The following is a 25,155-nucleotide window of genomic DNA, read 5'->3' on the forward strand; positions in this document are numbered from 1 at the left end:
AGATGTGTATAAGTCACAGCCTTCCGGGAGAGGGGTCGGGGGTGAGGGCTAGGATTCGGGAAAGCCAGCCTCTCGCCAAGCGCGGATGCCGCCGTCCATGGAGATCACACGGCGGTAGCCCATCTTTTGCAGGTTGTCGGCTGCTAGCGCCGAGCGAAAGCCGCCACCACAGTAGAGGACAATCTCGGCTTCTTTATCTGGGATCACCTTCTCGATATCCCGCTCGATGATGCCTTTGCTTAAGTGAATGGCGCCGACAATGTGGCCGGCCTGCCACTCCGACTCTTCCCGCACGTCAACCAAGTAGAAGGGATCCCCTTGCAGTTGTTTTTGCCTCACCTGTTCAACGGTGAGCTCTTGGATGCGGCTTTTGGCCTCGTTAACCAAAGCCAGGAAAGCAGGGGAGTGGTGGGACGCCATGCACACCTCGCAGAGAACCCAGCTCCCAGGATAAACCCAGGCCCAATCCAGTGAGGCAACGCCAAACCTCAAAATCGCTCCCCCCATGGCCAACCTGGACTCGGAAACCTCAAAACCTCGATCCTCAGCAAGCTAAACTAAGGGCAGATTTGCCGCCGGAGGCCCCCAGTTTGAGCTCTCGATTCACCCTTTCCCAACTGCTTGGGTTCCTTGCTCTGACTTTGAGCTGGGGGATCCCTTTCCCAAGCAAGGCACCGGCCCAGGCTGCCCCCATGCCTCTGGAAAGCGGGCTCCAAAAACAGGTCTCCGCCCCGGCACCGGCTCCCCTGGTGGAGTGGCTGAAGGAGCAAATGGACGCTGCCAACCGCCGCGACTTGCCGGGGGTGATGGCCGGCTACAGCCCCGACTTCCGCCACCGCGACGGCCTGGATCGGCAGGGGGTGGAAGAGGCCATTGGCAAGCTATGGGAGGCCCATCCCCAGTTGACCTACTCGGCGGAAATTGTCTCTTGGCGGCAGGTGGGCCCTGAGATCGTGGCCGAGATCGCCAGCCAAGTGCAGGGATCCCAAGCTTCAGCGCGGGGGGAGTTTCAGGTAAAGGCTTCCGCCCTGGTGCGTAACCGCTACCGCCCGGATGCGGCCAATCCAGGACAACTGCTGCTCGTAGACCAAGAAGTACTGCGGGAGGCCAGCACCCTCACCTCCGGCTCAGCACCTCCCACCGTCACCTTCGAGTTGCCGGAGGTGGTCAAGCCGGGATCCACCTACTCGCTGCAGGCCATTGTGGCAGAACCCCTCACCCAGTCCTTGCTGCTGGGCGCTGTCGATGAGCGGCCCGTGGCCGCGGCCAGCTACCTGGATCTGACCTCGTTTGCCCTCGAACCTCTGCAGGCGGGCGGGCTCTTCCTGCAGGCGGATGCCCCTCCAGAAGCAGGGGCTGAGTGGATCTCAGTGATGCTGGTCAACCAAAGTGGCCTTGTCGTCGAGAGCCGGCGTCTTACCATTCAACCCTGAGGGAGCCGACGTCTCTCAAGGGAGCCTTGTAGGACATATCGACTCCAAGCCCCTGCGGTCGTCGAAAACCTACAAAAAACTATCCGCTCTCTCCCACCGCCTAGGAGATAACAGGCGATCCGGGAGAGAGCGGCCTAGCGGGCCTTCAACTGGAACCTGACTGCCGGGAGGAACTCCAAGCGAGCCAGAACGCGAAGACTCCTCAGCAAGCTAAGGATCTGAGTTCAGGCCGTTAGAGAACAGCCCCGGCGCACAGCCGGCTGAACCCAACTTGACGACCCTTACAACTACTACTGTCTGGCATCCGCAGGAACCTCCCTTACTCAACAACATCCTGAGGCTAGCACAAATCTTTACCAAGGTGGCGGGCCGGATCCCTTCTCCCCAAGAGGGCTCCAACAAGGGGGAAGTCAGGAGACACCGCTGAGGAGAGAGCAACAGCGTAGGATAGAAGGACGCCCTTTAGCCTGCTCAAATTGCCGTGGACTACAAAAGTACCCTCAACCTGCCGCAAACTCAGTTTCCCATGCGGGCGGAGGCCGCCAAGAGGGAGCCCGCCATCCAAGCCTTTTGGCAGGAAGAACAGATCTATCAGCGTCTGTCGGAAACCAATCCCGGGGATCCCTTTGTGTTGCACGATGGGCCGCCCTATGCCAATGGCGACATCCACATGGGCACCACCCTCAACAAGATTCTCAAAGACATTGTGAACAAGTACCACATTCTGCGGGGGCGCAAGGTGCGCTATGTGCCCGGCTGGGATTGCCACGGCCTGCCCATTGAGCTAAAGGTGTTGCAAAGCCTCTCCCCCCAGGAGCGGGAAAGCCTCACCCCCCTGCAACTGCGGCAAAAGGCCAGAGAGTACGCCCTGCACTACGTCAACGTGCAGCGGGCCAGCTTTCAGCGGCTGGGGGTATGGGGATCCTGGGATCGGCCCTACCTGACCCTCTCGCCGGAGTACGAGGCAGCCCAGATCGAGGTGTTTGGCCAGATGGCCCTCAAAGGCTACATCTACCGCGGCCTCAAGCCCGTCCACTGGAGTCCCAGCTCGCAGACGGCCCTGGCGGAAGCAGAGCTGGAATATCCCGACAACCACATCTCCCCCAGCATCTACGTGGCTTTTCCTCTGCAAAGCCTCAGCCCGGCGGCGCAGCCGGTTTTGGAGCCTTTTCTGCCGGGCTTGCGGGTGGCCATCTGGACCACTACCCCGTGGACGATCCCGGCCAACCTGGCCCTCTGTTTCAACCCCAAGCTCACCTATGCGGTGGTGGAGTCTCCCCGCTTCGGCCTGCTGTTGATTGCTGCCGATTTGCGAGAGCGGCTGGGAAAAGTCCTGGAGACCCCCTTAGAGGTCAAGGCCACGCTGCCGGGATCCGCCTTAGAATACTGCCAGGGACGCCACCCCCTCTTTGACCGTGCCAGTCTCTGTGTTTTGGGAGACTACGTCACCACCGAGTCCGGCACCGGCATTGTCCACACGGCGCCAGGCCACGGGGAAGACGACTTCAAGACCGGCCAAAAGTACGGCCTGCCCATCCTCAGCCCTGTGGACGAGCAGGGGAGATTCACCGCCGAGGCCGGATCCCAGTTTGTCGGGCTGGATGTGCTCTCCAAAAAGCCGGAGACCAGCGGCAACCTGGCCGTGATCAAAGCCTTGCAGGCTGCCGGCGCCCTGCTCAAGGAAGAACCCTACAACCACAAATATCCCTACGACTGGCGCACCAAGGAGCCGACCATCTTCCGGGCCACGGAGCAGTGGTTTGCGTCTGTAGCCGGCTTCCGAGAGCTGGCCCTACAGTCCATCAAAACCGTGAACTGGATCCCGCCGGAAGGGGAAAACCGCATCACCGCCATGGTCAAAGAGCGCTCCGACTGGTGTATCTCCCGCCAGCGGGCTTGGGGTGTGCCCATCCCTGTTTTCTACGACGAAGAGACGGGCGAGGTTCTGCTCACGGCCGAGACCCTCGAGCACATCAAGGCCATCTTTGCCCAGGAGGGATCCGACGCCTGGTGGAAGCGGCCGGTGGAAGAGCTGTTGCCGGAGCAGTACCGCCGCAATGGCCGCACCTACCGCAAGGGCACAGACACCATGGATGTCTGGTTTGACTCCGGCTCCTCCTGGGCGGCGGTGGCCAAGGCCCAGGGGCTGGGCTACCCGGTGGATCTCTACCTGGAAGGTTCCGACCAGCACCGGGGCTGGTTCCAGTCCAGCTTGCTGACTTCCGTGGCCGTCAATGGCTGTGCCCCCTACAAAGCAGTGCTCACCCACGGCTTTGTGCTGGACGAAAAGGGCCAAAAAATGAGCAAATCCCTGGGCAACGTTATCGATCCCCTGGTGCTCATCAACGGCGGCAGCAACCCCCAGACGGATCCCGCCTATGGCGCCGATGTGCTGCGGCTGTGGGTCTCCAGTGTGGACTACTCTGGGGATGTGCCGATAGGCAAGACCATCCTTGGGCAGATGGCGGACATATACCGCAAGATCCGCAACACGGCCCGCTTTCTGCTGAGCAACCTTTATGATTTCAACCCAGCGCAGGATGCTGTTCCTTTTGAAGCGTTGACGGAGTTGGATCGCTACATCTTGCACCGCCTGCAGGAGGTGGGAGAGGAAATCACCGCATCTTTTGAAAGCTACCAGTTCTACCGCTTTTTCCAGGCGGTTCAGAACTTCTGCGTGGTGGATCTCTCCAACTTCTACTTGGATATCGGCAAGGATCGCCTCTACATCAGCCATGCCCGCAGCCGGCGGCGGCGGCAATGCCAGACGGTGCTGTCGCTGTTGCTGGAGAACTTGGCCAAGGCCATCGCTCCAGTGCTCTCCCACCTCGCAGAAGAGATCTGGAGCTACCTTCCCTACCCCAAGCTTACCCGCTCGGTGTTTGAAGGGGGCTGGATGCAGCTGCCAGAGCACTGGCGGGATCCCCAGTTGGCGGCCACCTGGGAAAAGCTGCGGGCGGTGCGGCAGGAGGTGAACAAAGCCCTAGAGCAAGCCCGCACCGACAAGGTCATCGGCGCTTCCACCGAGGCCAAACTGATCTTGAAGGTGGCGGATCCCCATCTGTACTCCCTCTTGGAAGAGCGGGCGGCAGAGCTGCGCTACTTGTTCATCACTTCCCAAGTCGAGCTGGTCAAGGCCGACCCTGGAGAGGAAGACCTGCAGGTTGCCGTTCAGCCGGCGGACGGGAAAAAATGCGTGCGCTGCTGGAACTATTCCACCCGCGTGGGCGAGTTTGCCGAACACCCAGAGCTGTGCGAGCGCTGTGTAGCCGCCTTAGCTGGGGAGTTTTAATGCCGGGGTGGGTTGGCTGCAAGCGTGCTCGATATGCGTGTACAACACCTTGCCGCGCAGGGGCTTCTCTAGCCAGGGAGTGGCGTGGGATCGGGAGTGGAGGGTGGCGGCAGAAACCGTCCACGGGTGGGCGGGATCAAACAGCACCCAGTTGCTGTGGGGGGTGAGGGTGGGCGGATCTAAGTTGAGGCAGCGGGCCGGGTACAAGCTAAGGGCCGACCACAGTTGCAGGGGGGTCAGGGATCCGGTTGCCACCAGATGCTGCCACAGCAGCGGCAGAGCCAGCTCCAGGCCCATCGCCCCTGGCGGAGCATCGGCAAAGGGCAGGGTTTTCTCTTCATAGGTGTAGGGGTGGTGATCTGTGGCGATCCCCAGGCTGCCGGAGCGGATCCCGGCGACGAGAGCCGCGCGGTCGGCGGCGCTGGGAAGGGGGGGCAAAAGACGCAGGTGGGGATCGTAGCGGTGCTCCCGGACGGCTTCTTCGGACAAGATCAGGTGCATCCAGGAGGTGCTGGCGGTCAGCGGCAATCCTTCGGCTTGGGCTTGCTGGATCATCTCCAGGCTGCGGGCTTGGCTCAGGCGCATGATGTGCACCGGCGGGGGGGAAGGAACAGTTCTGATCACCTCCAACAGGCGGGCCAGAGCGGCTGTTTCGGCACTGGCAGGGATCCCTTTCAGCCCCAGGCGCAGCGCCCAGATCCCTTCGTAGAGGCTGCCTTGCCCGGCCAAGCTGGGATCCCAGGCCCAAAGCAGCAGGGGCTTGTTCTCCAGCCGCAGATATTCTAGAGCCCGCCGCAGCAGCGCCAAGGAGCGCAGCGGCTGAACCTCCGCAAAGCCAACCGCTCCTGCTTGCGCCAGTTCTCCCCATGGGGTCGGGGTTTCTCCTTGGCCGCCCACGCTCAGGGCAGCTAAGGGCAGCCAGCGGGGATCCCCAGGTTGGCGGGGGTAGCGGTTCAGGTGCTCTGGGCGATCCAGCACCGGAAACCAGCCGGTTCCGGGCGGGGGGGCGGGCAGAAGCGCCACCTGGGCGAAGCCTCCCGCCAAAGCCGCTGCAGCCAAAGAGGCCAGGGTCTCGCGGCTGTGGGATAGACCGTTGCCAACCATCTCGCCGCTGTGGGCGTACAGATCCAGCAAACCCGGCCCTAGAACCCAACCGGAGCCGTCAAGGGTGGGGATCTCGGCAGGGATCCCTGCCGGCTCGCTGGCCCGGAGGCGACCTTCCTGCAACCACACGTCGGTCACTTCCTCCCGCTGGCGCAAGGGATCCAGCAGGCGCACTGCTCGGAGGCGCACGTCTTTTCCCAGCAGCTCAGGGGGGAACAGAGAGGGCCCCATCTTCACAAAGCTCCGGCGGTGGTGCAGTCCAGGATCTGGCCGGACAGGTGGGTGGTGAGGTTCAACACCTTTAAAACCGGGGCGCCTTCTTTACCTTCTGGGTAGTCGATCACCGTAATGGCACCGTTCCCCTGCTTGAAGATCCAAAAGGCTTGTGGGGAAAGGTCGAACAACTGACAGATGATGGCCTTGTTGATGGCGTCGTGGGCAACAACTACCGCTGTGCCTTGGGGAAATTGGGCGGCGGTGATGGCCAAAAGCTCCTGCCAGGCCGAGCGAGTCCGCGCCCACACCTGGTCAAGGTTTTCCCCGTTGGGCATTTGCACACTGGCGGGATCCCGCTGCCAGCGCTCCAGCGCGCCGGGGTATTCGGCTTCCACTTCGCTCTGCAGCTTGCCCTCCCAGTCGCCGTGGCAGATCTCCTGCAAGTCGGGCATGGGGCGCAAGATCAGGTTGCTGTGGTTGCTGCAGATGGCGTCGGCTGTGGCCCAGGGGCGCTTCAGGGGGCTGGAGAAGGCCAGTTGCAGGGGTTGAGTGGCCAAAAATTCTGCCACCTTGGCTGCCTGTTCTTCCCCGGTGGCATTGAGGGGAATGTCCCGCTGCCCCTGAAAACGGCGCTCCCGGTTCCATTGGGTTTCCCCATGCCGCACCAGCAAGATGCGGATCCCCTGCTTGCGCTTGGGCAGAGCTGGGCCGAGGTGAGCAGTGATGTTCAAAGATTCCAGTTGCGGCGGCCCCTGCAGGCCCTCAGGGAAATTGAGCACGCTGATGGCGCAGTTATCCTGCCCCAGACGGTGATAGTGGTGTGGCCCCAGGCCAATGGCGGTGCTGACCAAGGCGCGATTGATGCCGCTGTGGCCCACAACGAGGATATTGAGGGTCTGGCTTGGGGCGGACTCTGCTCGGGCAGCAGATTGCAAGTGCTCGGCCAGCATTTGCCAAAACTCCCGCGCCTGCTGCCAGAGATCCCGCACCGGAAAGCGCCCCTGCAGCTCCAGGCTGTCGGGATGGTGCCGCCACAGATGGTAGTCTTCGGGGTATTTCTCCTTCACCTCGGCAAAGGTCAGCCCTTCCCAAGCCGTCAGGTCGATCTCTCGCAGTTGCTCGGTAATCTGCAGAGGGATCCCTTCTCGCTCTTTCAGGATGATGCGAGCGGTATCGAGGGCGCGAGAAAGGGGACTGCAATAGGCGTAATCCAACGGGATCCCGGCCAGGGCTGCGGCGACGCGCTGCGCCTGCACTGCTCCGCTGGGGGCCAGACGAGAGAGATCGGAGCGGCCTTGAATGCGATTTTCCAGGTTAAAGGTGCTCTCACCATGGCGCACGATCAAGATGCGCAGGGCAGGCTGAGCCATCGCTTGCACTTTACCCACTCATGAACACCTTCTAGAGTATCGCCATTGGGCAGTGCTTGCCTTGGCCAATTACCGGTTGGGTTGCAGACTGAGGGTTGTTTCGGTTGGCTGCCGCTTATTGTGAGGGCATCTTGGCCACCTTGGAGGAGAGCTACCATGCTGCGTTCCCATTGGCAGAGGTTTTGGCTGGAATGGACATTGGCCACGTTGTTGGGGCAGGGGGCCGGCCTGGTGCTCTTTGCCTTGGTCGTGGTGATGTTGAGTCAGTTTTTCCGTCCGCCGCTGCTGCTCTTGGGCCTGGTGCTGGGTTTTTCGCGCGGGCTGGGGGTGGGGATCGGCCAGGGGCTGGCGCTGGGATCCCGGATTTTGCTCTCGACGGAGCAGGCTGTGGCCTGGGTGGGCGCAACTGCTCTGGGCTGGGCTGTGGCGACGGGCGCCGGCCTGTGGCTGACGCAACAAATGGGCAATGCTTGGCTGGGGGTGGTGGTGGCAGGAGCGATTTTGGGCTTGGCGCAATGGCTGGCCCTGCGCTCAGGTGACGGCGTGGCTGTGGATGGCCACGTGGATCACGGCCTTCGGGCTGGGCCAGTTGGCAGAGCAGGTGCTGGGGAACTGGCCAGAAAACGTTTGGGCGGCAGTGGCCTTGCTGCTGATCCGGAGCACCCTAGATGGAGCGGTGACGGGCAATAACTTGGCCTGGATGTTGCAGAATCGGCCAGAAGCATCTTCGTCAGATCCCGGCTGAGGCCAGGAGAGACAAGCAACTCTCCCCTCACAGGTAAGATGGTTAGGCGGTGCTGGAATGCTGCCGTCAGGCTGGAGAGGGGATATGGGACAACGGCAACTCCTGCGGGGGATCTTGATCGGGTTGGGCCTTCTGGCCGCCATGCTGGTGTGGGTTGTCGTATGGCTGCTCACCCGCAGCCCGGTGGCTTTGTTGCTGGCCCACCCGGAACTGCCGCCGATTGTGGGTTTGGCCCCCCGTTCTACCGAGGCTTTGCTGCTGTTGGCCGTTCCCCTCGACGAGGTGCAAGCGTTTTGGCAAGCTGCAACCCCTGCCCCCCAACGACGCGCCGCCCGTCAGCAATGGCAAAAGTTTTTCTCCGCCGAAGGCCCGGGTTGGCTGGGATCTGTACTGGCCGGGGCAGCTCTGGATTTTGAGCGGGAGGTGCGGCCCTGGCTGGGAAAAAGCACGCTCTTGGCCAGCTTGCCGGAGGGGGGGACTTTGGTGGCCCTGGAGACGCGGGATCGGGCAGTCTCTCAATTTGAGCTGAACCTGTTGTGGGAACGGCAGAGTTTGGCGGGGATACCGGTGCAGGTGGACACTTACAAGGGCATTCAGGTGGTGTCCAGCCCGATTCCGGGCCTGGAGGGGTTCTCGGCGGCTGTTTTTGGCGAGCAGTACGTGTTGTTGGCGGAGCAGCCGGCGGCCATTCGCGCTGCCATCGATGCTTGGCAATTGCCGCAGTTGTCTCTGGTGGCTCAGCCCCTGTTTCAGCAGGTGATCGAGCCGCTGCAGGAGGCGCATGTGGGTTGGGCCTTCTGGCAAAACCCGGAAGCGGTTGCTCCGGACGGGCTGACGTTGCAGGCAGTGGGGCTGGGACTGGGGGTGAACTTCCGGGGCTTGGTGGCCGAAAGTGCTGCCCTCTGGCGTGCGCCTGCTGAGTTCTCCTTGCCGGCGGCAGAAGCTTTTCGTCCGGAGATCATTCAGCATCTGCCTGACGAGACCTTGGCGCTGGTTTCTGGAGCTCACCTGGCCTCGGTTTGGCAGAGCTTGGGGCAGATCCGGCCTCTGAGCCCCCTGGGGTGGCGGGTGGATCCCGGCCAATGGCTGCAGCGCTTACAATCTCAAATGAAGCTGGACTGGCAACGTCTGTTGCCGGAACGGGGGGAGTTTGCCTTTGCCCTTTTGCCCGGCGACCGGGATCCGGCCTGGCTGTGGGTGGGTAAGATGCCGGACGAGCCGGGTTCCGACCTGGATGAGCGGGCGCGCGCCCAAGGCTGGCAGGTGGTTTCTCTCCCGATGCAGCGCGGCACCGCCACCGCTTGGGCTCAACCCAAGCCTTTGCAGCCTAGCCGCTCCGCCTCTGGAGCGGAGATCCCTGGCGGTGGGCCGCCGGAGGTCAGCGGGGAAGAAGGAGCCCTGTCAGAGGCTCTCCCCCAAACGCCGCCAGGGATCCCGTTGCTGGCGCAGGTGTATCACGCTGACCACAAAGGCTATTCCTACCTGGCCTCTTCCTTGGCGGCTTTGGAGGCGGCCCTCGCGGATCCCCCCTTGGCTGCCGACCGCGCCTGGCGCAAGGTGGTGGCTCCTCTGCCCCACCGCAATCTGGGCTATGGATATGGATCGCTGGGGTTGCTGCTGGAAAGCACGCTACTTAAGGGATGGTCGTCCACGCGCTTTGCCTTTGCCACCACAGCCCTGACGGTTTCTGAGGCTCCCTACCCGGAGCGGGGCCGCCAGATCACCCAAATGGGCAAGCTGGTTTGGCAGTGGTATTGAGGGTCAGACTATCCAGGGATCCCGGCAGTTGGCGGGGATGTACTTGCCCAGATAGACCTGGTTGCCGGCTTCGTTCCACTCGACAAAGTCGAAGATTTGGGTGAGCAGAAACATTCCCCGGCCCGATTCTTCGGTTTCCAAGATGCCGCGCTGGCAGCGGCTGAGCTTGCATTGGGGACGAAAGCCAGGTCCTTGATCCCGCACCAGCCATTGGTAAAACGGCTCTGAGCTGGCGTACTCGATGATCACTTTCTTGTTGGGATCGAGGCCATTACCGTGGCGGACGGCATTGATGATCGCTTCCTGTAGGCCCAGGCGCACCTCTGCCCGCCAAGGGGGAGGAACTTTTGAGATCAACAGATCGAGAACCGGTTGGGTGTAAAGGGTGGAGGGAAAGCTGATAACGCTCCAGGAGCAATGGGCGGGTTTGAGGGAAAGGGCAATCACGGAGGCAGTCTTCCCGGGGCACAGCGCTCTTCACCCATTCTAGCAATCCCATCGGTGTCAACCCCAGCAGAGGGGTGACCAGATCTCGGCAAGGGATCTTTTGCCGTACCATCTTGAGTAACGAGTCTCTTCGCGGTTACGCCCAATCGGCTATGGCAATCAAAGTTGGGGACAAGGTTAAAGTTCGCTGTGTCCGGGATCGCGGGCAAGAAAATGTCAGCGCTCTGGTGGGCAAAGAGGCTGTGGTGCTGGCCCGGCGGGTGGTCGATGGCAGCGGTGTCGGCTACGTTTTGGAGTTTCCTGATCGCTCTCGACACTGGTTTTTTGAGAGCGAGCTGGAAGCGCTCTAGGCCCCTGTCTGTGTTGCTGTTGTCTGGACGGTTGGTTGGTGGCTCCTCCTCCCCATTTGAATCGCCGTTTGCTGGCCCGCCAGATGGCCGCCCAGGTGGATGGCCTGACGGTGGAGCTGGCTGCTGCTGCTCTGGAGGCTATGCTGGATAGCATCAGTCAATGCCTGGCCCAGGGCGGTTCGGTGCGGCTGTCTCGCTTCGGCACGTTCTCGCTGCGCCATCGTCCTGCCCGGCAAACCTACCACCCGCGCACCAAGGCTCCCATTTACATCCCGGCTGCCAATGTGCCCCATTTTGTTCCCAGCCCTGAGCTGGGACGGGCGCCTAAGTCTGAGTCTGCGGGATCCGTCTAGGGTAGCTGCAGAATGACCGTCCTGCTCTGGTTTCGCACCGACTTGCGCCTGCTGGATCACCAGCCGCTGACGCGGGCTTGCCAACAGGGATCTCCCCTGATTCCCTTGTATTGTTTGGATCCCCGCCAGTTCGGTCAGGCTTCCTTGGTACTCCGCCCCAGAACCGGCCCTTTCCGCGCTCAGTTTTTGCTGGAGAGTTTGGCGGATCTGCGGCAGCAGTTGCGGGCGCGCGGCTCGGATTTGGTGATCCGCCGGGGCCAGCCGGAGCAGGTGATCCCCAGCTTGGCACGGGAGTGGGGGGTGAAGGCGGTCTATGCCCATGAGGAGGTGGGCACCGAGGAGACAGAGGTGACGGCTGCTGTTGAGAAGGCTTTGCTGGGGATCCGGTTGCACCTGGAGTGGGGCCACACCCTCTATCACCCTGAGGATCTCCCCTTTGGTCTTTCCCAACTGCCGGAGCTGTTCACCCGTTTTCGCAAGCAAGTCGAGGGGAGCACCCCCATCCGGGATCCCCTGCCCATTCCTTCTCTTCCCCCCCTGCCGTCGGGTTTGGATCCCGGCCCGTTGCCTACTCTGGCCGAGCTAGGGCTGAGTTTGCCCCCGCCGGATCGCCGCGCCCGCTTCACCTACACCGGTGGGAGCACCGCTGCCCAGGCCCGCCTGCAAACCTACTTTTGGGATCTGGATCGGCTGCGCATCTACAAGGAAACCCGCAACGGCATGTTGGATCCCAACGACAGCTCGCGGCTGTCTGCTTGGTTGGCCTTGGGCTGTATCTCGCCTCGCACCGTCTATGCCGAAGTCAAGCGTTATGAACAGGAGCGGGTGCGCAATGAGTCCACCGACTGGCTGGTCTTCGAGCTGCTGTGGCGAGATTATTTTCGGTTTGTCTTGGCCAAGCACGGCGCTAAACTGTTTCGTCCTTCTGGGATCCAGGGGATCCCCATCCCTTGGCAGCAGGATTGGCCCCGCTTTCAGGCGTGGTGCCGGGGCGAGACGGGCTACCCCTTGGTGGATGCCAACATGCGGGAGCTGGCGGCTACCGGCTTTATGTCCAACCGGGGACGGCAGAATGTGGCCAGCTTTCTGACCAAGAATCTGGGCATCGACTGGCGCATGGGCGCTGAGTGGTTTGAGTCGCTGTTGATCGACTACGACGTGGCCAGCAACTACGGCAACTGGAACTACGCTGCCGGTGTAGGGAATGATGCCCGCGGCTTCCGCTACTTCCACATCCCCAAGCAATCTCGCGAGTACGACCCCAAGGGAGACTATCTGCGCCACTGGTTGCCGGAATTGGCCGGGATCCCAGGGGACAAAATCCACGAGCCCTATCGCCTCACCGCTGCCGAGCAAAAGCAATTTGGGGTTCGCTTGGGAGTGGACTACCCTCGTCCTGTGGTGGATCTGGAGAAATCCCTCGCGGCCAATCGACGGGTTTACGAAGCTGCCCTGGCCTCGCGGTGAGCGTTGGCTTCCCAATTTCTCCCAAGAGGGCAAAGGGGGCTGAGGTGATTTTTCAAGAAGCAGTTCCAGCCCAACGGTGCTATTCTAGTTAAGCGCCGTCTCGGCTCAGTAGCTCAGCGGTAGAGCAGGGGACTCATAAGCCCTTGGTCGCGTGTTCAAATCACGCCTGAGCCATCCACGCTCAACCTTTGTCCAAGGCTTCCCAGCCTGCCAGACACCATAGCTGGGTTGGGGTAGGGGCTTGGTTAGTATATTGGGATCCCTGCCTTGAGAATCGGTTCTGCAGATGGCGGTTCCGGATTACCAGAGCTTGCTGTTGCCGCTGCTCCAGTTTGCAGCACGCGAAGGAACTGAAATCTCAACCAGTGAGGCCGTTGAAGCTCTGGCAAAAGAACTGGGCCTCACAGAGGAGGATCTCAGGGAGATGCTGCCGAGCGGTGTACAGCCAACTTTTATAAACCGCGTCGGCTGGGCCTCAACCTATCTGAAAAAGGCAGGGCTGCTTGAAGCAACGCGCAGAGGATTCTACCAAATCACCGACCGCGGCAGAGATCTTCTTAAAAAGCAGCCCAAGACCATCAACGTAAAGTTGCTCAGGCAATATCCTGAGTTCCTAGAATTTGAGAGGCTCAAGGGCACAAGAAGCGCTGACAAGGCAACCGAACGAAAAGAGTCGTTAGAGATTTCACCAGAAACACCATTAGAGCAACTAGAAAATGCGTATAAAAATCTCCGCGATAAACTGGCTGATGAACTGCTTGCCAGGCTCAAGAAAGCATCTCCTGCCTTCTTCGAAAAGGTCGTTGCGGAACTGCTGGTTAAAATGGGCTACGGAGGTTCACGGGTAGATGCGGGAAAAGCAATTGGCAGGAGCGGTGACGGCGGAATTGATGGAATCATAAAAGAGGATAAACTCGGTCTTGATGTTGTGTATATTCAGGCAAAGCGCTGGGATAGCAATCCGGTAGGTCGTCCTGATGTCATGCAGTTTGTAGGAGCCTTACAGGCTCAAAGAGCAAACAAGGGTATTTTTATGACTACCTCCAGATTTACCGATGATGCTCGCAGTTACGTTTCTCAAATCGGCAGCAAGATTGTTTTGATTGACGGCGAACAACTGACAAATTTAATGATTGAGCACGATGTTGGCGTATCTACGGTTTCGTTGTATCCGGTCAAGAAGGTCGATAGTGATTATTTTGAAGAGAGCATCTGATAACTGCATCAACTCTGTCTTAACGTTAAGATCAACACAACCTAGCCCGAGGAGGCGAAAAGCGCTGTGACTCAGGTCAAGACCAAGGGAACCGATGAGATGGCTTTGCAGCTCATTGTGGGTTTGGGCAATCCCGGCCCACAATATGCCGATACCCGCCACAATTGCGGCTTTATGGTGCTGGATCGGCTGGCGCAGCGCTGGGGGATCCCGTTGGTTTTGGAAAAGCGGTTCCAAGGCAGCTACGGAGAAGGTTTTGTTCTGGGGGGCAAGCGGCGCCTGCTCAAGCCGGAGACCTACATGAACCGTTCCGGCCAAGCGGTGCGGGCAGTGCTGGACTGGTACAAACTGGATCCCGCCGCGGTGTTGGTGGTGTACGACGATATGGACTTGCCCCTGGGTCGCCTGCGACTGCGGGGATCCGGCTCTGCCGGCGGACACAACGGCATGAAGTCCATCATTCAGCACGTGGGGAGCGAGGCGTTGCCGCGGCTACGCTTGGGGGTGGGCAAACCCAAGGGCAGCGAAGATGTGATTGGCCATGTGTTGGGTGGATTTGCCGCTGCAGAACAAGAGGTGCTGGAGCAGGTGTTGGATACGGCGGTAGAGGCGGTGGAGTGCTGTTTGCAAGAGGGGCTGATGACGGCCATGAACCGGTTTAATCCCCTAGATCTGTCTGGGCCAACGTCCGAGCGAGATGGACAAAATCCTCCCCTGGGCCCAAGCAGGACTTTTCGTGAGGAGCGGGCGACCTCAAAGTGCGAAGGTTAAAAAGTGGCTCCCCTCGATTGCCGGTTTTGAGGGAGTGTGGTCTTGTCTGGCAAGAGAGCGGGCAGTTCTGTCGGGAAAGCGATACTCCAGATAAGTGTTAATTATCTGGAGTATCTACAGATGGAACCGGGCCTAGTTCCAGGCTGCTCCGCTCGACAGAGATGGGCCTGAGCAGAACAAAGTGCCGATGTAAGCGTTGCAAGCGGATCCCGATGAGGGTTAGCCTTTGTAACAGTCTTCTGGCCAAGCGATGCTGCTCGTGCCAGACCAAGACGAAAACAAGACCCAAAGCAGTCCACCTGAGGTTGAGATCTTGCTGTTGAATTGCCCGGATCCCATGTTGCTTGCCGTCGAAGCTGCTGCTCCCGTGGACGCCAATCTTGCCCCTCTGATCCTGGTAGCGGTGCTGATGTCTCTGGTGGTCATCTACCTGGCCAGCCGCGTTGCCGGAGAAATTGCCGTTCGCCTGAGTTTTCCCCCCGTGCTGGGAGAGTTGCTGGGGGGCGTCATGGTGGGAGCCTCTGCCCTGGGGTTGCTCGTCTTCCCAGAGGGGCCAGTTTCCGGCCAAGAGCTGCATACCTTGGCTCAATCCTCAGCCCTGATGCAATTTTTGCAAACCACTGCCGGCCTCGACGAGGGATCCCTGGTGCCGGTGTTCTCCGCCCAAAGCCAGATCATCGACACCCTCTCGGAAATCGGGGTGGTGATCCTCTTGTTTGAAATTGGCCTCGAATCGGATCTGGCCGAGCTGTTGCGAGTCGGCCCCCAGGCCGCAGCCGTAGCCGTCATCGGTGTTGCTGTGCCCTTCCTGGCGGGAACACTGGGCTTGCTCTACCTGTTTCATGTGCCCACCATCCCCGCGGTATTTGCCGGGGCCGCCCTCACAGCAACCAGCATTGGTATTACCGCCCGCGTCTTGGCCGAGCTGCAAAAACTCACCTCCCCCGAAGGGCAGGTGATCATCGGCGCTGCCGTCCTGGACGACGTGTTGGGCATCATCATCTTGGCCGTGGTGGCGGGCTTGGCCAAAACCGGGGAGGTTGACCTAGCCGATATCGGCCTCATCATCGTCAGCGCCATCGTCTTTCTGGTCGGCTCCATTGTTTTGGGGCGCCTCCTCAGCCCCTACTTTGTAGCCCTCCTTAACAACCTAAGAACCCGCGGCAACCCGCTTTTGCCCGCCCTTGTGCTGGCTTTTCTGTTGGCCTACGTGGGCCAGGTGATCCACCTGGAGGCCATCTTGGGCGCTTTTGCCGCCGGCCTCATTCTGGCCGAAACCGAGAAACGGCAAGAGCTGGAAGAGCAGATCAAACCCGTCTCTGACCTGCTGGTGCCCATCTTCTTCGTCTGCGTCGGGGCCCGAACCAAACTCGGCGTGCTCAACCCCACCCTCCCCGCCAACCGCGAGGGTCTGATCATTGCCGTCTTCTTGATTGGCGTTGCGATTGTGGGCAAGCTGGCCGCCGGCCTGGGGGCGTTCGGCAAGCCGGGCATCAACCGCTATGCCATTGGCGTGGGCATGATCCCGCGCGGCGAGGTGGGCCTGGTGTTTGCCGGCGTGGGATCCACCAGCGGCGTTCTCTCCGATGCCCTGGACGTCAGCATCATCGTCATGGTGATCGCCACCACCTTTATCGCCCCCCTCTGGCTGCGGGGAGTCTTGCCCGGGGCAGCAGACTCTCCTCCTTCCCTTCTGGATCTGCAGGCAGAAGCATCAGAGCAAGACCGCGTCGAAACCCCATCAGCGCGCTCAGACTCAGAGCAGGTGGGCATTCCTGAGGGTTAAATCACCTCGGCTTTCTCCCCAAACGCCCCCAGAGCGTCTGGAACAGCAGCCGCAACGGGTTGCGACGGCGGGAGCCCACGTGTTCAACCTTCTCCGTCCTCTCCTCTTGGGGCAAAATCACCTGCAGCGAGGGCGGCTCAAACCGCTGCATCGTTGTGGAGCGCCGATCCACCACCTCCGTCTTCACGCTGCGAAAGCTCACCGACTGGAGATATCGCTGAAAATCTTCGTCCGACAACCGGCGAATGCAATACTGCATCCGCACCTGATCCCCCAACTGGATCTGATCCCCGTCCTTGAGATCCCAGCTCAAACATTGCTGCCCGTTTACCGAGATGCCATTGGTGCTGCGCTTGCCTTCGATATTGCCGTCCAACAGCCGGTAGGTGTACTGGCCGTCTTTTTGGGGTAGCCGCAGCAGCAGCGCATGTTGCCGAGAAACAGCCGTCGAATGGATGACAATGGCGTTGCCGGGATCCCTGCCGATGGAGTAAGTGGCCGCGCTGAGGGCCACCGCCCGCCGTCCCTGCTCATCATCGATGACCAGCACGTGCCAAACCTGGGATGGGAAAGACTTTGCGTCGGTAGACATTGTCTGGGGTCTGCTTTGCCAGAGAAAGGCTCGGCAAGAGAGGGCCTTTCCCCCATAATGATAGGGTAGGGTTTCCCCACCGGTAAGGATTGTTAACAGCAACCATGACTGCAACTCCATCTCTTCTCCAAGACCTGCCCCCCATCTACCCCGGCGTTGCCGTGCGGGTCATCAATCCCAACGACACCTACTACCTCTTTGAAGGACAAGTGCAGCGGGTTACCGACGACCACGCCGCCGTTCTCTTTGAAGGCGGCAACTGGGATAAATTGGTCACCTTCCGCCTCACAGAACTGGAAGTGATCGACAAATCCCGCCCCTAGCTCTGTTCTTTTTCCGATCCCCCCAGAACCCACCCATGCGCAGCCATTGGCAGGAACCTTTCCTCTGGATCCACGCCGCCGGGATCCTTGCCTTCCCCCTGTGGGTGGGGCTGACCTTGATCGGGCTGGCCACGGGGGATCCCCTCCTCCCGGTGGGGGTGGAGCAAGCTTGGGTAGCTGTGGTGGGCATTGCGCCGGTCTTTGCCATGCAGTGGCGCAAACCGTTCGACATCTTCAGCCTGTTGGTGGCCTCTGTTCCCCCAGAGGAACTCACCCCCGACCAACGCCGCATCTTGGCTGCCTTCCTCAGCCCCGAACACAAGATCTTGACGCTGTTGGCGGCAATCCTGATGCTGGAAATCGGTGAGCGCCTTTACGACTTTGCCCCCCTCTTTGCCCCCCTCACCCCTGGCAACGGCACCCGCTTAGCTGGCCTGGCCGTAGCCGCCTTTGGATTTTGGGGGGCCAACCTGTTCTTGCAGATCCCCCTTGCCGCCATACGGGTGCTCCTCCTCAGCGAGCCGGAGCTGGCCCAACTGGATCCCATCCCTGCTGATGAGATCGAGAGCCGCTTCTCCGTCGTCGGCGATCGCCACATCCCGCTGCTGCAACGGCTGCTGCGCCACCTCTCTGAAGGCGACTTGAAAAAACCAGGAGACAAGGTTAAAGGCAGTCAAGGCAATGAAGTGGCAGGAGACCCACGACCCGAATCCCAGAAACGGGATCCCTCCGCAGAAGTTGCCCTGCCGGCCCCTGAAACTCCCCTCGATCCCACCTAAGGGTTGTGGCTCGATGTTAGATTGGAGTCAATCCAGACAACACACTGTGAAACCGAACCATCGGCATTCCCCTGATCTTCGAGGCTACCGCACCGGCAATGGCGAGCAACTTTTCCTTCCGCTTCAAACAGTTCACCCAACGCCTCAGAGAAACCACCCAACTTCCCCAGTTTTTCACCGAGCAAGCCACCAGCGAAACCCAAAACCTCGCGCGGGAGTTGGCTTTGGTTGGGGAATACGCCACCCAGCTCAGCCAGGTGGTGATGGAGGTGGACTTCCTCAACCAGCTCTACACCCGTCTTTTGCATGAGCGGGAAGTTTTGCAGCAGGAAAAAGACAACCTGGAAGCACGGGTCTTCGAGTTGCAGCAGGAGCGCAACGAGACAGAGCCGCAAGTGATGTACTTGCGAGAGCAGCTGAGCCAAGCCAGCTTTCAACTGGAACAAACCCAAAACCGCGAGCGCAGCCTCAGCGAGCGGGAACGGCAACTGTCGGAGATCGTGGCCCAACTGGAGCGCCGGCGGGCTGTGCTCAACCAGGCCATCGAAAACCTCACCAACCAAGAGGCCGACTACACCGTTCGTACCAAAGAGCTGGAGGCGGTTGTCCACGAAAACGAAAAGAAAGCCAAGCAGTATCTAGAAGCCGCCAACCACTATCGCGCCTACCTAGAAGAGCTCAATGCTCAGGTGCAAGAAACGCAAGCCAAGCTGAGAAACCTCGGTGTCGAACCCAAGCCTGCCGACCTGCCGCGGCTTGAGGATATGGAAAAGCCGACTCCCATCCCCACACCGCCGCCCTCTACTCCCATCGTCTACCCACCACCCCAACAGTCTCCTCTCCCCCAGTCGGGTGGCTACTGGCAGGACAGCCCCTTCGAGGACGATCCCTGGAGCTAGCCCAACAGCACCTGTAAGCCAGCTCTGCGGCAAAGCTCAGTGCCCTCTGCCCTGACCCGCCTTGGGGAGAGCTGAGGGGAGCGCTTACCCTGGAAGAAATCCATTGAAAGGGATCCACAAAAAGATCCTCAAGATTCCTGCAGAGATCCCGACCCCTGACGTTCAATCCATGCGTTTCTTGTCCAGCCAAGCCTATGGAACCGACCATGCCGGATTTACAAGCCCTCAGCCAATGGGATCGGCAGTTCTGCCGCTTTGCCGAGCAGCAACAGCTCCTCAAGCCCAAACAACTGGCCTTGGCCCTGAAGATCCAGCGGCAGCAGCACGGCCCCCTGGCTTTGATCCTCTGGCAGTTGGGGTTCGTGGGCCTGCAACACTTGGCCCAGTTCTGGGAGAGAGTATCTAGCGGCGCCGAGCTGCTCCGAGATGAGGCCCTCGGCTGAGAAAAGGGGCAAGAGCCCCAAGGTTCTGCGCTATCCCTCTGTGTCCCTGGAAGAAGCTGGAATCCACAAGCATAGGTCTTGCCCTGCAGTCAAGTCGATTCTTCCGGCAGCAGACCTTTGGGATCCTCTGGCGGCGGCAGATGCGCCAGATCCACAGTCGCTCCCCCCAACAGCCGGGCTTGGATCCCTTTGAGGACGACATACAGCACCGGCACCACCAGCAGGCTGAGTAGGGTTGAGACGAACATACCGCCGATAACAGCCGTGCCCAGAGATTGGCGGCTGGCAGCCCCGGCGCCACTGGCCACCGCCAGCGGGAAAATGCCCAGGATCGTGCTCAAAGCCGTCATGAGGATGGCGCGGAAACGCGTCTCCGCCGCCTGGATCGCGGCCTTGGCCAGTGGGATCCCTTGGGCAACCAGTTGGTTGGCAAACTCCACGATCAAGATCGAGTTCTTGCTGGCCAGACCGATCAACATCACCAGCCCCACTTGGCAAAAGATGTCGTTGGCCAGGCCCCGCAGCAGTTGGGCCGAGAGCGCCCCCAAAACCGCCAGCGGCACCGCCAGCAGAATGATCAAGGGATCCACATAGCTCTCAAATTGGGCCGCCAGCACCAGGAAGACGAACACCGACCCCAAAGCAAAGATCAGCGGCGCCTGCCCCCCCGACTCGATCTCTTCTAAGGACAGGCCCGACCACTCGAAGCCAAACCCCTGGGGCAGCAAGCGGGCAGCCAGACTTTCCATAGCCCGAATGGCCTGGCCCGAGCTGAAGCCCGGCAGCGGGCTGCCCTGGATCTCCGCCGAGCGGAAGAGGTTGAAATGATTGATGAGCGCCGGGCCGGTGGTCTCCTCCACCTGAACCAACGTGCTCAAGGGCAAGAGCTGCCCCTGCCCACCGCGCACGTAGAACTGGCCAATACGTTCGGGGCTGCTCCGGAAAGCCTGGTCCGCCTGGACGTAGACCCGGTAGTTGCGGTTGAACAGGTCAAAGTCGTTGACATAGGTGCCTCCCAGCAGCGTCTGTAGCGTGCCGAAGACCTCGGCCAGCGGGATCCCCAGCACCTGCGCTATGTCCCGATCCACCTTGACCTGCAACCGGGGGGAGTTGGCGTTGAAGGTGGGCGGATTAATCCGCACGCCCAGGGGGGGCTGGCCCGGCGGGGGCGGCGAGTTGCCCACAAAGAAAAAGGCGTTGGCCGTCTGCTGCAGCAGGTTGAAATCGTTCACCCCCCGATCCTGGAGTTGGAAGGTAAACCCGCCCGTGTTTCCCAGATCGGGAATGGCTGGCGGCAGAATCGGGATCACCAACGAGCGGCTGATCCCGCCCAAAAAGGGCCCGAACAGCCGGTTGACAATCGCCTGCGCCGATTGTTCCGGTCGCCGCCGCTTGTCCCAGGGCTTGAGGGTGGCGAAGATCAACCCGTTCCCCGGCGAGGGCCCAGTAAAGCTGAACCCCCCCACGATCACCTGGTTTTCGATTTCCGGGATCCCGTCCAAAATGGCGCTGGCCTGCCGGATGACCCGGTCGGTGTAGTTGAGCGAAACCCCCGGCGGCCCCTGCACAATGGTGATGAAAAAGCCCTGATCCTCATCCGGCACAAACCCCGTTGGCACGATCTGGAACAGCCAATAGGTGAGGCCCAGACAGGCGACAAACCCCGCCACCACCACCAGCCGCAGCTTCACCACCAGCTCCAGCAGCCGGCGATAGGCGGCGCGGATCCCTTCCACCGCCCGGTCAAACCAGCGCAACAGCCAAAACATCTGCTCAGAACGTGGGCGGATCAGCAGCGCCGACAACGCCGGGGCCAGGGTAATGGCATTAAACGTAGACAGGGAAACCGATACGGCAATGGTGACGGCAAACTGCTGGTAGATGCGGCCACTGGTGCCGGGAAAGAACGCGATCGGCACAAACAAGCCCAGCAGCACCAGCGTCGTGGCAATCACCGCCCCCAGCACCTCGTTCATCCCCGCCGAGGCCCCCTGCAGAGGCCGCATGCCGCGGTCGCGGATGTAGCGGGAGATGTTCTCCACCACCACGATGGTGTCGTCCACCACCAAACCGGTGGCCAAAGTGAGGCCAAACATGGTCAGGGTGTTGATGGAAAAGCCGAATAGGCGCACAAAGGCGAACGTCCCCAGCAGCGCCACCGGGATCGTGACGGTAGGGATAAGGGTGATGCGCCAATCTTGCAAAAAGATAAACAGCACCAGCACCACCAGGACGATAGCCTGGAGCAGGGTGAAGATCACCTCTTGTACCGACTCGGTGATGAACAGCGTGGCGTCGAAGGCGATCTCGTAGATCAAGCCGGGCGGGAAATTTTTCGCCAGCTCGGCCAACGTCTGCCGCACCTGCCGCGACACCTCGAGGGCGTTGGCATCCGGCTGCTTGGTGATGGCGATCCCCACCGCCTCCTGGCCGCCGATGCGGAAGAACGTATCGTAACTTCGGGCTCCCAGCTCCACCCGGCCCACGTCGGCAATGCGCACCAAGCCGCCATTTGGGCTGGCTTTGAGGACAATTTGGGCAAACTCCTCCGGCTGGGAAAGCCGACCCGTGGCCTGGACGCTGATCTGAAACTCCTGATCCGGCAGGCTGGGCTGGCTGCCGATTTGGCCGGCAGGCACCTGGATATTCTGCTGGCGCACCGCGTTCACCACATCCAGCGCCGTCAGCCCGTAGCCGGCCAGCCGCGTCGGATCCAGCCAGATGCGCATGGCATAGGTGCGCTCCCCAAAGACGATGACATCGCTAACGCCACGGATGCGCCGCAGGGCATCCCGCACGAACAGCTCGGCGTAGTTGCTCACAAACAGCTCGTCGTATTCCCCCGCCTCTGAGCGCAGCGCCACCACCTGCACAAAAGCGCTATCGCCCGCCTTTTCCACGCTGAGGCCGTTTTGAATCACTTCTGCCGGCAGCCGCGCCTGCACGCGTGCCACCCGGTTCTGCACATCCACAGCTGCTGTGTCCAGATCCCGATCCGGGCTGAAGGTGACGGTGATCTGGCTGGTGCCGTTGCTGCTGCTGACCGAGGAGATGTACCGGATGCCCTCGACGCCGTTGATCTCCTGCTCCAGCACATTCGTCACCGCCGTCTCCACCGTCTCGGCATCGGCCCCGGGGTAAACAGCGGTCACCGTCACTGCCGGCGGCGCCACCTGCGGGTAGTAGTCCACCGGCAACAGGGGGATGCTCACCGCTCCCACCAGCACGATTAGGATGGAGCAGACGCTGGCAAAGACAGGGCGGCGAATGAAAAAGTCAACAAACATAGACAGGGATCCGCATGAGGAGTAGAAGGGAGTGGCCGAGCTCAAGAGGGGAGATCTAGGGCGGGGATCCAGGTGGTCTCCCTCCCCCTTGCCTCCTCTGCTGCAAAAGCACCTCATCGACGATGGGGGCGCCATCGCGGATTTTTTGCAGGCCGCTCAGCACAATCGGCTCATTGGCCTGCAGCCCCTCCAGCACCTCGTAGCTGTTGCCGTGGATGGATCCCAGCCGCACCGGCTTTTGCACCGCCACCGCTCCAGGGGGCTGGCCCTCTTCTACAGGATCTGCAGTCTGCACCGTGTAGACAAAGGTTTGGGCGCCCAGACGGGCTACCGCCGTCACCGGCACCAACAAAGCTGGCCGCTCCTCCCAGACGATGCGGGTTCGCACAAACTGGGCGTTACGCAACTGGCCGGCGGGGTTCTCCAGCAAGGCCTTGGCCAGGACCGACTGCGTGCCGGGATCCGCTTCAGGCGCAATGAAAGAGACTTGGCTGGTGCCGATGACCTCGCCGCCGCTATCTAGGATCTGCACCGGCGTGCCGATGCGCAGGCGGGGGGCCTGCTGCAGCGGGATGTTCAGGTTCAGCTCCAGCGCCTGGGTTTGGGTCAGGGTGGTCAAAACCGTCTGGGGTGTCACATAATCCCCCTGCCGCACCAACACCTCGCCGACAATGCCGGCAAAGGGAGCCGTGACCTGGAAAAACTGCAGTTGCACCTGCTGCCGCTCCGCCTCGGCCCGGGCCCGCTCCACCTCTCGCTCTGCCCGCAAGATGGCCGCCTCTTGGGCCCGGATCTGCTCCTGCTGGGCCGCCAAGGCTGCCTCCGCCTGGCGCAGATCGCGGCTGGACTGATCCGCTTGCGCCTGGCTAATAGCCCCCTCGGCCAAGAGGCGCAGGTTGCGCTCGTGCTGCTCCTGGGCGAACTCTGCCGCCGCCTCCAGCCGCAGCCGCTCCGCCCGCAACTGGCTGAGCACGGCTCGGCTGCTCTCCAGGTTGGCCTGGGCCGCCGCGATCCCCGCCGTTTGGCCGGCCACCGCCGCCTGTTGCTGCCGGCTGTCGATCGCAAACAGGGGCGCCCCGGCAGAGACCTGGGATCCCAGCCGCACGAACACCTGGGTTACCTGGCCGCTCACCTGGGGCCGGATGCTTGCCACCTGCTGGGATCCGAGGCTGGCGATGAACTCCGCAGTCTCCTGAATGGGCCGTTCTTCCACGGCGCCGATGGCCACCGGGGTGGGCTGGCTTTGTCCACTTCCTCGGCCTTCCATGCCGCGAGGGGGCCCCCCCGCTCGACAGGCAGCCAGCAGCAAAGAAAAACACAACAGCGGCAGAGCTGTTCGCAATCGCCTCATGATTACAACTGCTCCCACAACAGAGGGATCCCCTCTCTGCATTGGCTCAACTAACCAAGGTAATGAGCCTGTGCCTTCCTGCACCTGTGCAAAAGCGCTTGCCATCCTTCCCAATCCAGAACTAAGGTGTATGCTTAGCCAAAAGCCCAGCTTAGCGTCCAGAGCCCCAGCTCGCCGGACAACGGCCATCTTTGGCCAGACGGTTCCAAACTTGTTGCGCAAGCATCGGATCTTTTGTTACCTGACGCGAAGGCAAGTCGCTGCAGTTGAGGAAGTTGATATGAGGACTGTAGCCGTAACCTGGTTTCGCCCGCTGCAGCTCGACTGTCGTCCTCAGCACTGGCTGTGGAGCTGCCTCGGAGCAGCAGCCATCACAGCCTTCACGGCGGTTGCTGCTTGGGCGCGGCCAGTATTGGAAGTGCGCATGACCATGGGCTTGCCCATCAGCCCCAACTATTGGTACCTGGTGGCCCTCAGCCGGGCCGGCAGCCCTGGCCCCACTGCCAACCTGGTGGATCCCAATGTCCGCGTCGGGCCCAATGAGTATGCCTTTGTCCAGAACTGGGACTACCTCATCCGGGTTACCCCCCTCAACGAAGAATCGGTCTTGCAGTCCACCATCCAGCGGTTTGGCGAGCCGGAGCGAGAGTTTGCCGTCGGCTTTAACCAGGTGCGGGCAGAGCGCCTCAGCCGCGACCGCGACACCCTCCGCTTCCAGATCGACATCTCCGAGCTCCAGGGCCTGGACGGGCGGGATCAGGATATCCAGGTGGCGCTGCTCACCGCCCGTGCCCCCTTCCGCGTTGCTCCTGAAGAAACCAACCTGGCCATTGACGCCACCCGTGGCGAGCTGCCCCACTACTACCGCCTCAGCCTCTCCAACCAGCGGCAGGTGGTTGTGGACGATCCCCAGCGGCAAGAGACAGTGCGCCGCAGCCGAGAATTGATCCAACAAAGTGGCTCTGGGGCTGCCCTCACCCGCGACCTCATCGAGGGGGGAGCTTTGGAGATTTTGGCCGCCAACATTCTTACCTTTGAGCTGCGCCTGGTGGACCGCTAGGGATCCTCTCCCCTGCAGGCCCAAGATTGCCGCCATTTCAACGTAAGGCGCGGGATTCCCCACCCGGGTGGGGAGGGATAGCGCCTCCTGACTGATTCTGGATATATCGCTTC

22 protein-coding genes and 1 tRNA gene are annotated in these 25,155 nt (G+C 61.2%); 16 read left to right on the forward strand and 7 right to left on the reverse strand.

Annotation, left to right across the window (positions count from 1 at the left end):
- Nucleotides 1–48 precede the first annotated feature (48 nt).
- Nucleotides 49–492, reverse strand: a complete 444-nt coding sequence (locus NW858_RS14050) for a rhodanese-like domain-containing protein (RefSeq protein WP_414510259.1) — start codon at nucleotides 490–492, stop codon at nucleotides 49–51.
- Nucleotides 493–692: 200 nt separating this feature from the next.
- Between NW858_RS14050 and NW858_RS14055 the strand changes: the two genes are divergently transcribed.
- On the forward strand, nucleotides 693–1,433 hold the full coding sequence (locus NW858_RS14055) for a hypothetical protein (RefSeq protein ID WP_414332489.1): 741 nt from the start codon (nucleotides 693–695) through the stop codon (nucleotides 1,431–1,433).
- Between the two features lie 526 nt (nucleotides 1,434–1,959).
- A complete protein-coding gene (gene ileS / locus NW858_RS14060; protein ID WP_414520731.1) occupies nucleotides 1,960–4,725 on the forward strand; it encodes an isoleucine--tRNA ligase in 2,766 nt (921 codons plus the stop codon).
- On the opposite strand, the gene NW858_RS14065 is transcribed toward ileS, so the two are convergent.
- Both NW858_RS14065 and NW858_RS14070 read right to left on the reverse strand, forming a co-directional pair.
- Entirely contained in the window at nucleotides 4,708–6,060 is a 1,353-nt protein-coding gene (locus NW858_RS14065; RefSeq protein ID WP_414348184.1) for a dihydroorotase, read from the reverse strand. The two genes, ileS and NW858_RS14065, sit on opposite strands and share 18 nt — an antisense overlap.
- A 2-nt stretch (nucleotides 6,061–6,062) precedes the next feature.
- Nucleotides 6,063–7,415, reverse strand: coding sequence for a histidine phosphatase family protein (locus NW858_RS14070; protein ID WP_414332493.1), 1,353 nt, complete (start codon nucleotides 7,413–7,415; stop codon nucleotides 6,063–6,065).
- Nucleotides 7,416–7,571: 156 nt separating this feature from the next.
- Between NW858_RS14070 and NW858_RS14075 the strand changes: the two genes are divergently transcribed.
- Both NW858_RS14075 and NW858_RS14080 read left to right on the forward strand, forming a co-directional pair.
- Nucleotides 7,572–8,105: a hypothetical protein gene (locus NW858_RS14075; RefSeq protein WP_414348182.1), complete on the forward strand. Its 534-nt coding sequence runs from the start codon at nucleotides 7,572–7,574 to the stop codon at nucleotides 8,103–8,105.
- A 139-nt stretch (nucleotides 8,106–8,244) separates the two neighbouring features.
- A complete protein-coding gene (locus NW858_RS14080; RefSeq protein WP_414520727.1) occupies nucleotides 8,245–9,918 on the forward strand; it encodes a DUF3352 domain-containing protein in 1,674 nt (557 codons plus the stop codon).
- 3 nt (nucleotides 9,919–9,921) lie between these two features.
- Here the strand turns inward: NW858_RS14080 and NW858_RS14085 are convergent, their stop codons facing one another.
- Nucleotides 9,922–10,365 (reverse strand): ATP-binding protein, encoded by a 444-nt coding sequence (locus NW858_RS14085; protein WP_414332501.1) that lies wholly within the window; start codon nucleotides 10,363–10,365, stop codon nucleotides 9,922–9,924.
- 152 nt (nucleotides 10,366–10,517) lie between these two features.
- Here NW858_RS14085 and NW858_RS14090 point away from each other — a divergent pair, with 152 nt between their 5' ends.
- The 7 genes from NW858_RS14090 (at nucleotide 10,518) to NW858_RS14120 (ending at nucleotide 16,308) form a co-directional block, all read left to right on the forward strand.
- Nucleotides 10,518–10,715 (forward strand): cytochrome b6f subunit family protein, encoded by a 198-nt coding sequence (locus tag NW858_RS14090; protein ID WP_414332503.1) that lies wholly within the window; start codon nucleotides 10,518–10,520, stop codon nucleotides 10,713–10,715.
- A gap of 38 nt (nucleotides 10,716–10,753) precedes the next feature.
- Nucleotides 10,754–11,068, forward strand: a complete 315-nt coding sequence (locus NW858_RS14095; protein WP_414332505.1) for an HU family DNA-binding protein — start codon at nucleotides 10,754–10,756, stop codon at nucleotides 11,066–11,068.
- A 12-nt stretch (nucleotides 11,069–11,080) separates the two neighbouring features.
- Nucleotides 11,081–12,535: a DASH family cryptochrome gene (locus tag NW858_RS14100; protein ID WP_414332507.1), complete on the forward strand. Its 1,455-nt coding sequence runs from the start codon at nucleotides 11,081–11,083 to the stop codon at nucleotides 12,533–12,535.
- A 102-nt stretch (nucleotides 12,536–12,637) separates the two neighbouring features.
- Nucleotides 12,638–12,709: transfer RNA gene (locus NW858_RS14105), tRNA-Met, on the forward strand.
- 112 nt (nucleotides 12,710–12,821) lie between these two features.
- Nucleotides 12,822–13,751, forward strand: coding sequence for a restriction endonuclease (locus NW858_RS14110; protein WP_414520728.1), 930 nt, complete (start codon nucleotides 12,822–12,824; stop codon nucleotides 13,749–13,751).
- 99 nt (nucleotides 13,752–13,850) lie between these two features.
- On the forward strand, nucleotides 13,851–14,522 hold the full coding sequence (gene pth, locus NW858_RS14115) for an aminoacyl-tRNA hydrolase (protein ID WP_414520732.1): 672 nt from the start codon (nucleotides 13,851–13,853) through the stop codon (nucleotides 14,520–14,522).
- 337 nt (nucleotides 14,523–14,859) lie between these two features.
- Nucleotides 14,860–16,308 (forward strand): cation:proton antiporter, encoded by a 1,449-nt coding sequence (locus NW858_RS14120; RefSeq protein WP_414332577.1) that lies wholly within the window; start codon nucleotides 14,860–14,862, stop codon nucleotides 16,306–16,308.
- Nucleotide 16,309: 1 nt separating this feature from the next.
- Here NW858_RS14120 and NW858_RS14125 read toward each other — a convergent pair whose 3' ends face one another.
- On the reverse strand, nucleotides 16,310–16,900 hold the full coding sequence (locus NW858_RS14125; protein WP_414510254.1) for an FHA domain-containing protein: 591 nt from the start codon (nucleotides 16,898–16,900) through the stop codon (nucleotides 16,310–16,312).
- Between the two features lie 104 nt (nucleotides 16,901–17,004).
- Between NW858_RS14125 and NW858_RS14130 the strand changes: the two genes are divergently transcribed.
- The 4 genes from NW858_RS14130 (at nucleotide 17,005) to NW858_RS14145 (ending at nucleotide 19,344) form a co-directional block, all read left to right on the forward strand.
- Nucleotides 17,005–17,223: an NAD(P)H dehydrogenase subunit NdhS gene (locus tag NW858_RS14130; RefSeq protein WP_414332511.1), complete on the forward strand. Its 219-nt coding sequence runs from the start codon at nucleotides 17,005–17,007 to the stop codon at nucleotides 17,221–17,223.
- A gap of 35 nt (nucleotides 17,224–17,258) precedes the next feature.
- Nucleotides 17,259–18,002 carry a low-complexity tail membrane protein gene (locus tag NW858_RS14135; protein WP_414520729.1) on the forward strand — a complete coding sequence of 248 codons (744 nt, stop codon included), beginning with the start codon at nucleotides 17,259–17,261 and terminating at the stop codon, nucleotides 18,000–18,002.
- 98 nt (nucleotides 18,003–18,100) lie between these two features.
- Nucleotides 18,101–18,901 (forward strand): hypothetical protein, encoded by an 801-nt coding sequence (locus NW858_RS14140; protein WP_414348174.1) that lies wholly within the window; start codon nucleotides 18,101–18,103, stop codon nucleotides 18,899–18,901.
- 206 nt (nucleotides 18,902–19,107) lie between these two features.
- Entirely contained in the window at nucleotides 19,108–19,344 is a 237-nt protein-coding gene (locus NW858_RS14145) for a DUF2949 domain-containing protein (protein ID WP_414332517.1), read from the forward strand.
- An 89-nt stretch (nucleotides 19,345–19,433) separates the two neighbouring features.
- Here NW858_RS14145 and NW858_RS14150 read toward each other — a convergent pair whose 3' ends face one another.
- Together NW858_RS14150 and NW858_RS14155 are read right to left on the reverse strand one after the other, a co-directional pair.
- A complete protein-coding gene (locus NW858_RS14150; protein WP_414332519.1) occupies nucleotides 19,434–22,631 on the reverse strand; it encodes an efflux RND transporter permease subunit in 3,198 nt (1,065 codons plus the stop codon).
- 55 nt (nucleotides 22,632–22,686) lie between these two features.
- Nucleotides 22,687–23,982, reverse strand: coding sequence for an efflux RND transporter periplasmic adaptor subunit (locus NW858_RS14155; RefSeq protein WP_414520730.1), 1,296 nt, complete (start codon nucleotides 23,980–23,982; stop codon nucleotides 22,687–22,689).
- 280 nt (nucleotides 23,983–24,262) lie between these two features.
- On the opposite strand from NW858_RS14155, the gene NW858_RS14160 reads away from it, so the two are divergent.
- On the forward strand, nucleotides 24,263–25,042 hold the full coding sequence (locus NW858_RS14160) for a hypothetical protein (RefSeq protein WP_414332523.1): 780 nt from the start codon (nucleotides 24,263–24,265) through the stop codon (nucleotides 25,040–25,042).
- Nucleotides 25,043–25,155 lie beyond the last annotated feature (113 nt).

This window comes from Synechococcus sp. H55.10, from assembly GCF_047502715.1.
Classification (GTDB): Bacteria; Cyanobacteriota; Cyanobacteriia; order Thermostichales; family Thermostichaceae; genus Thermostichus.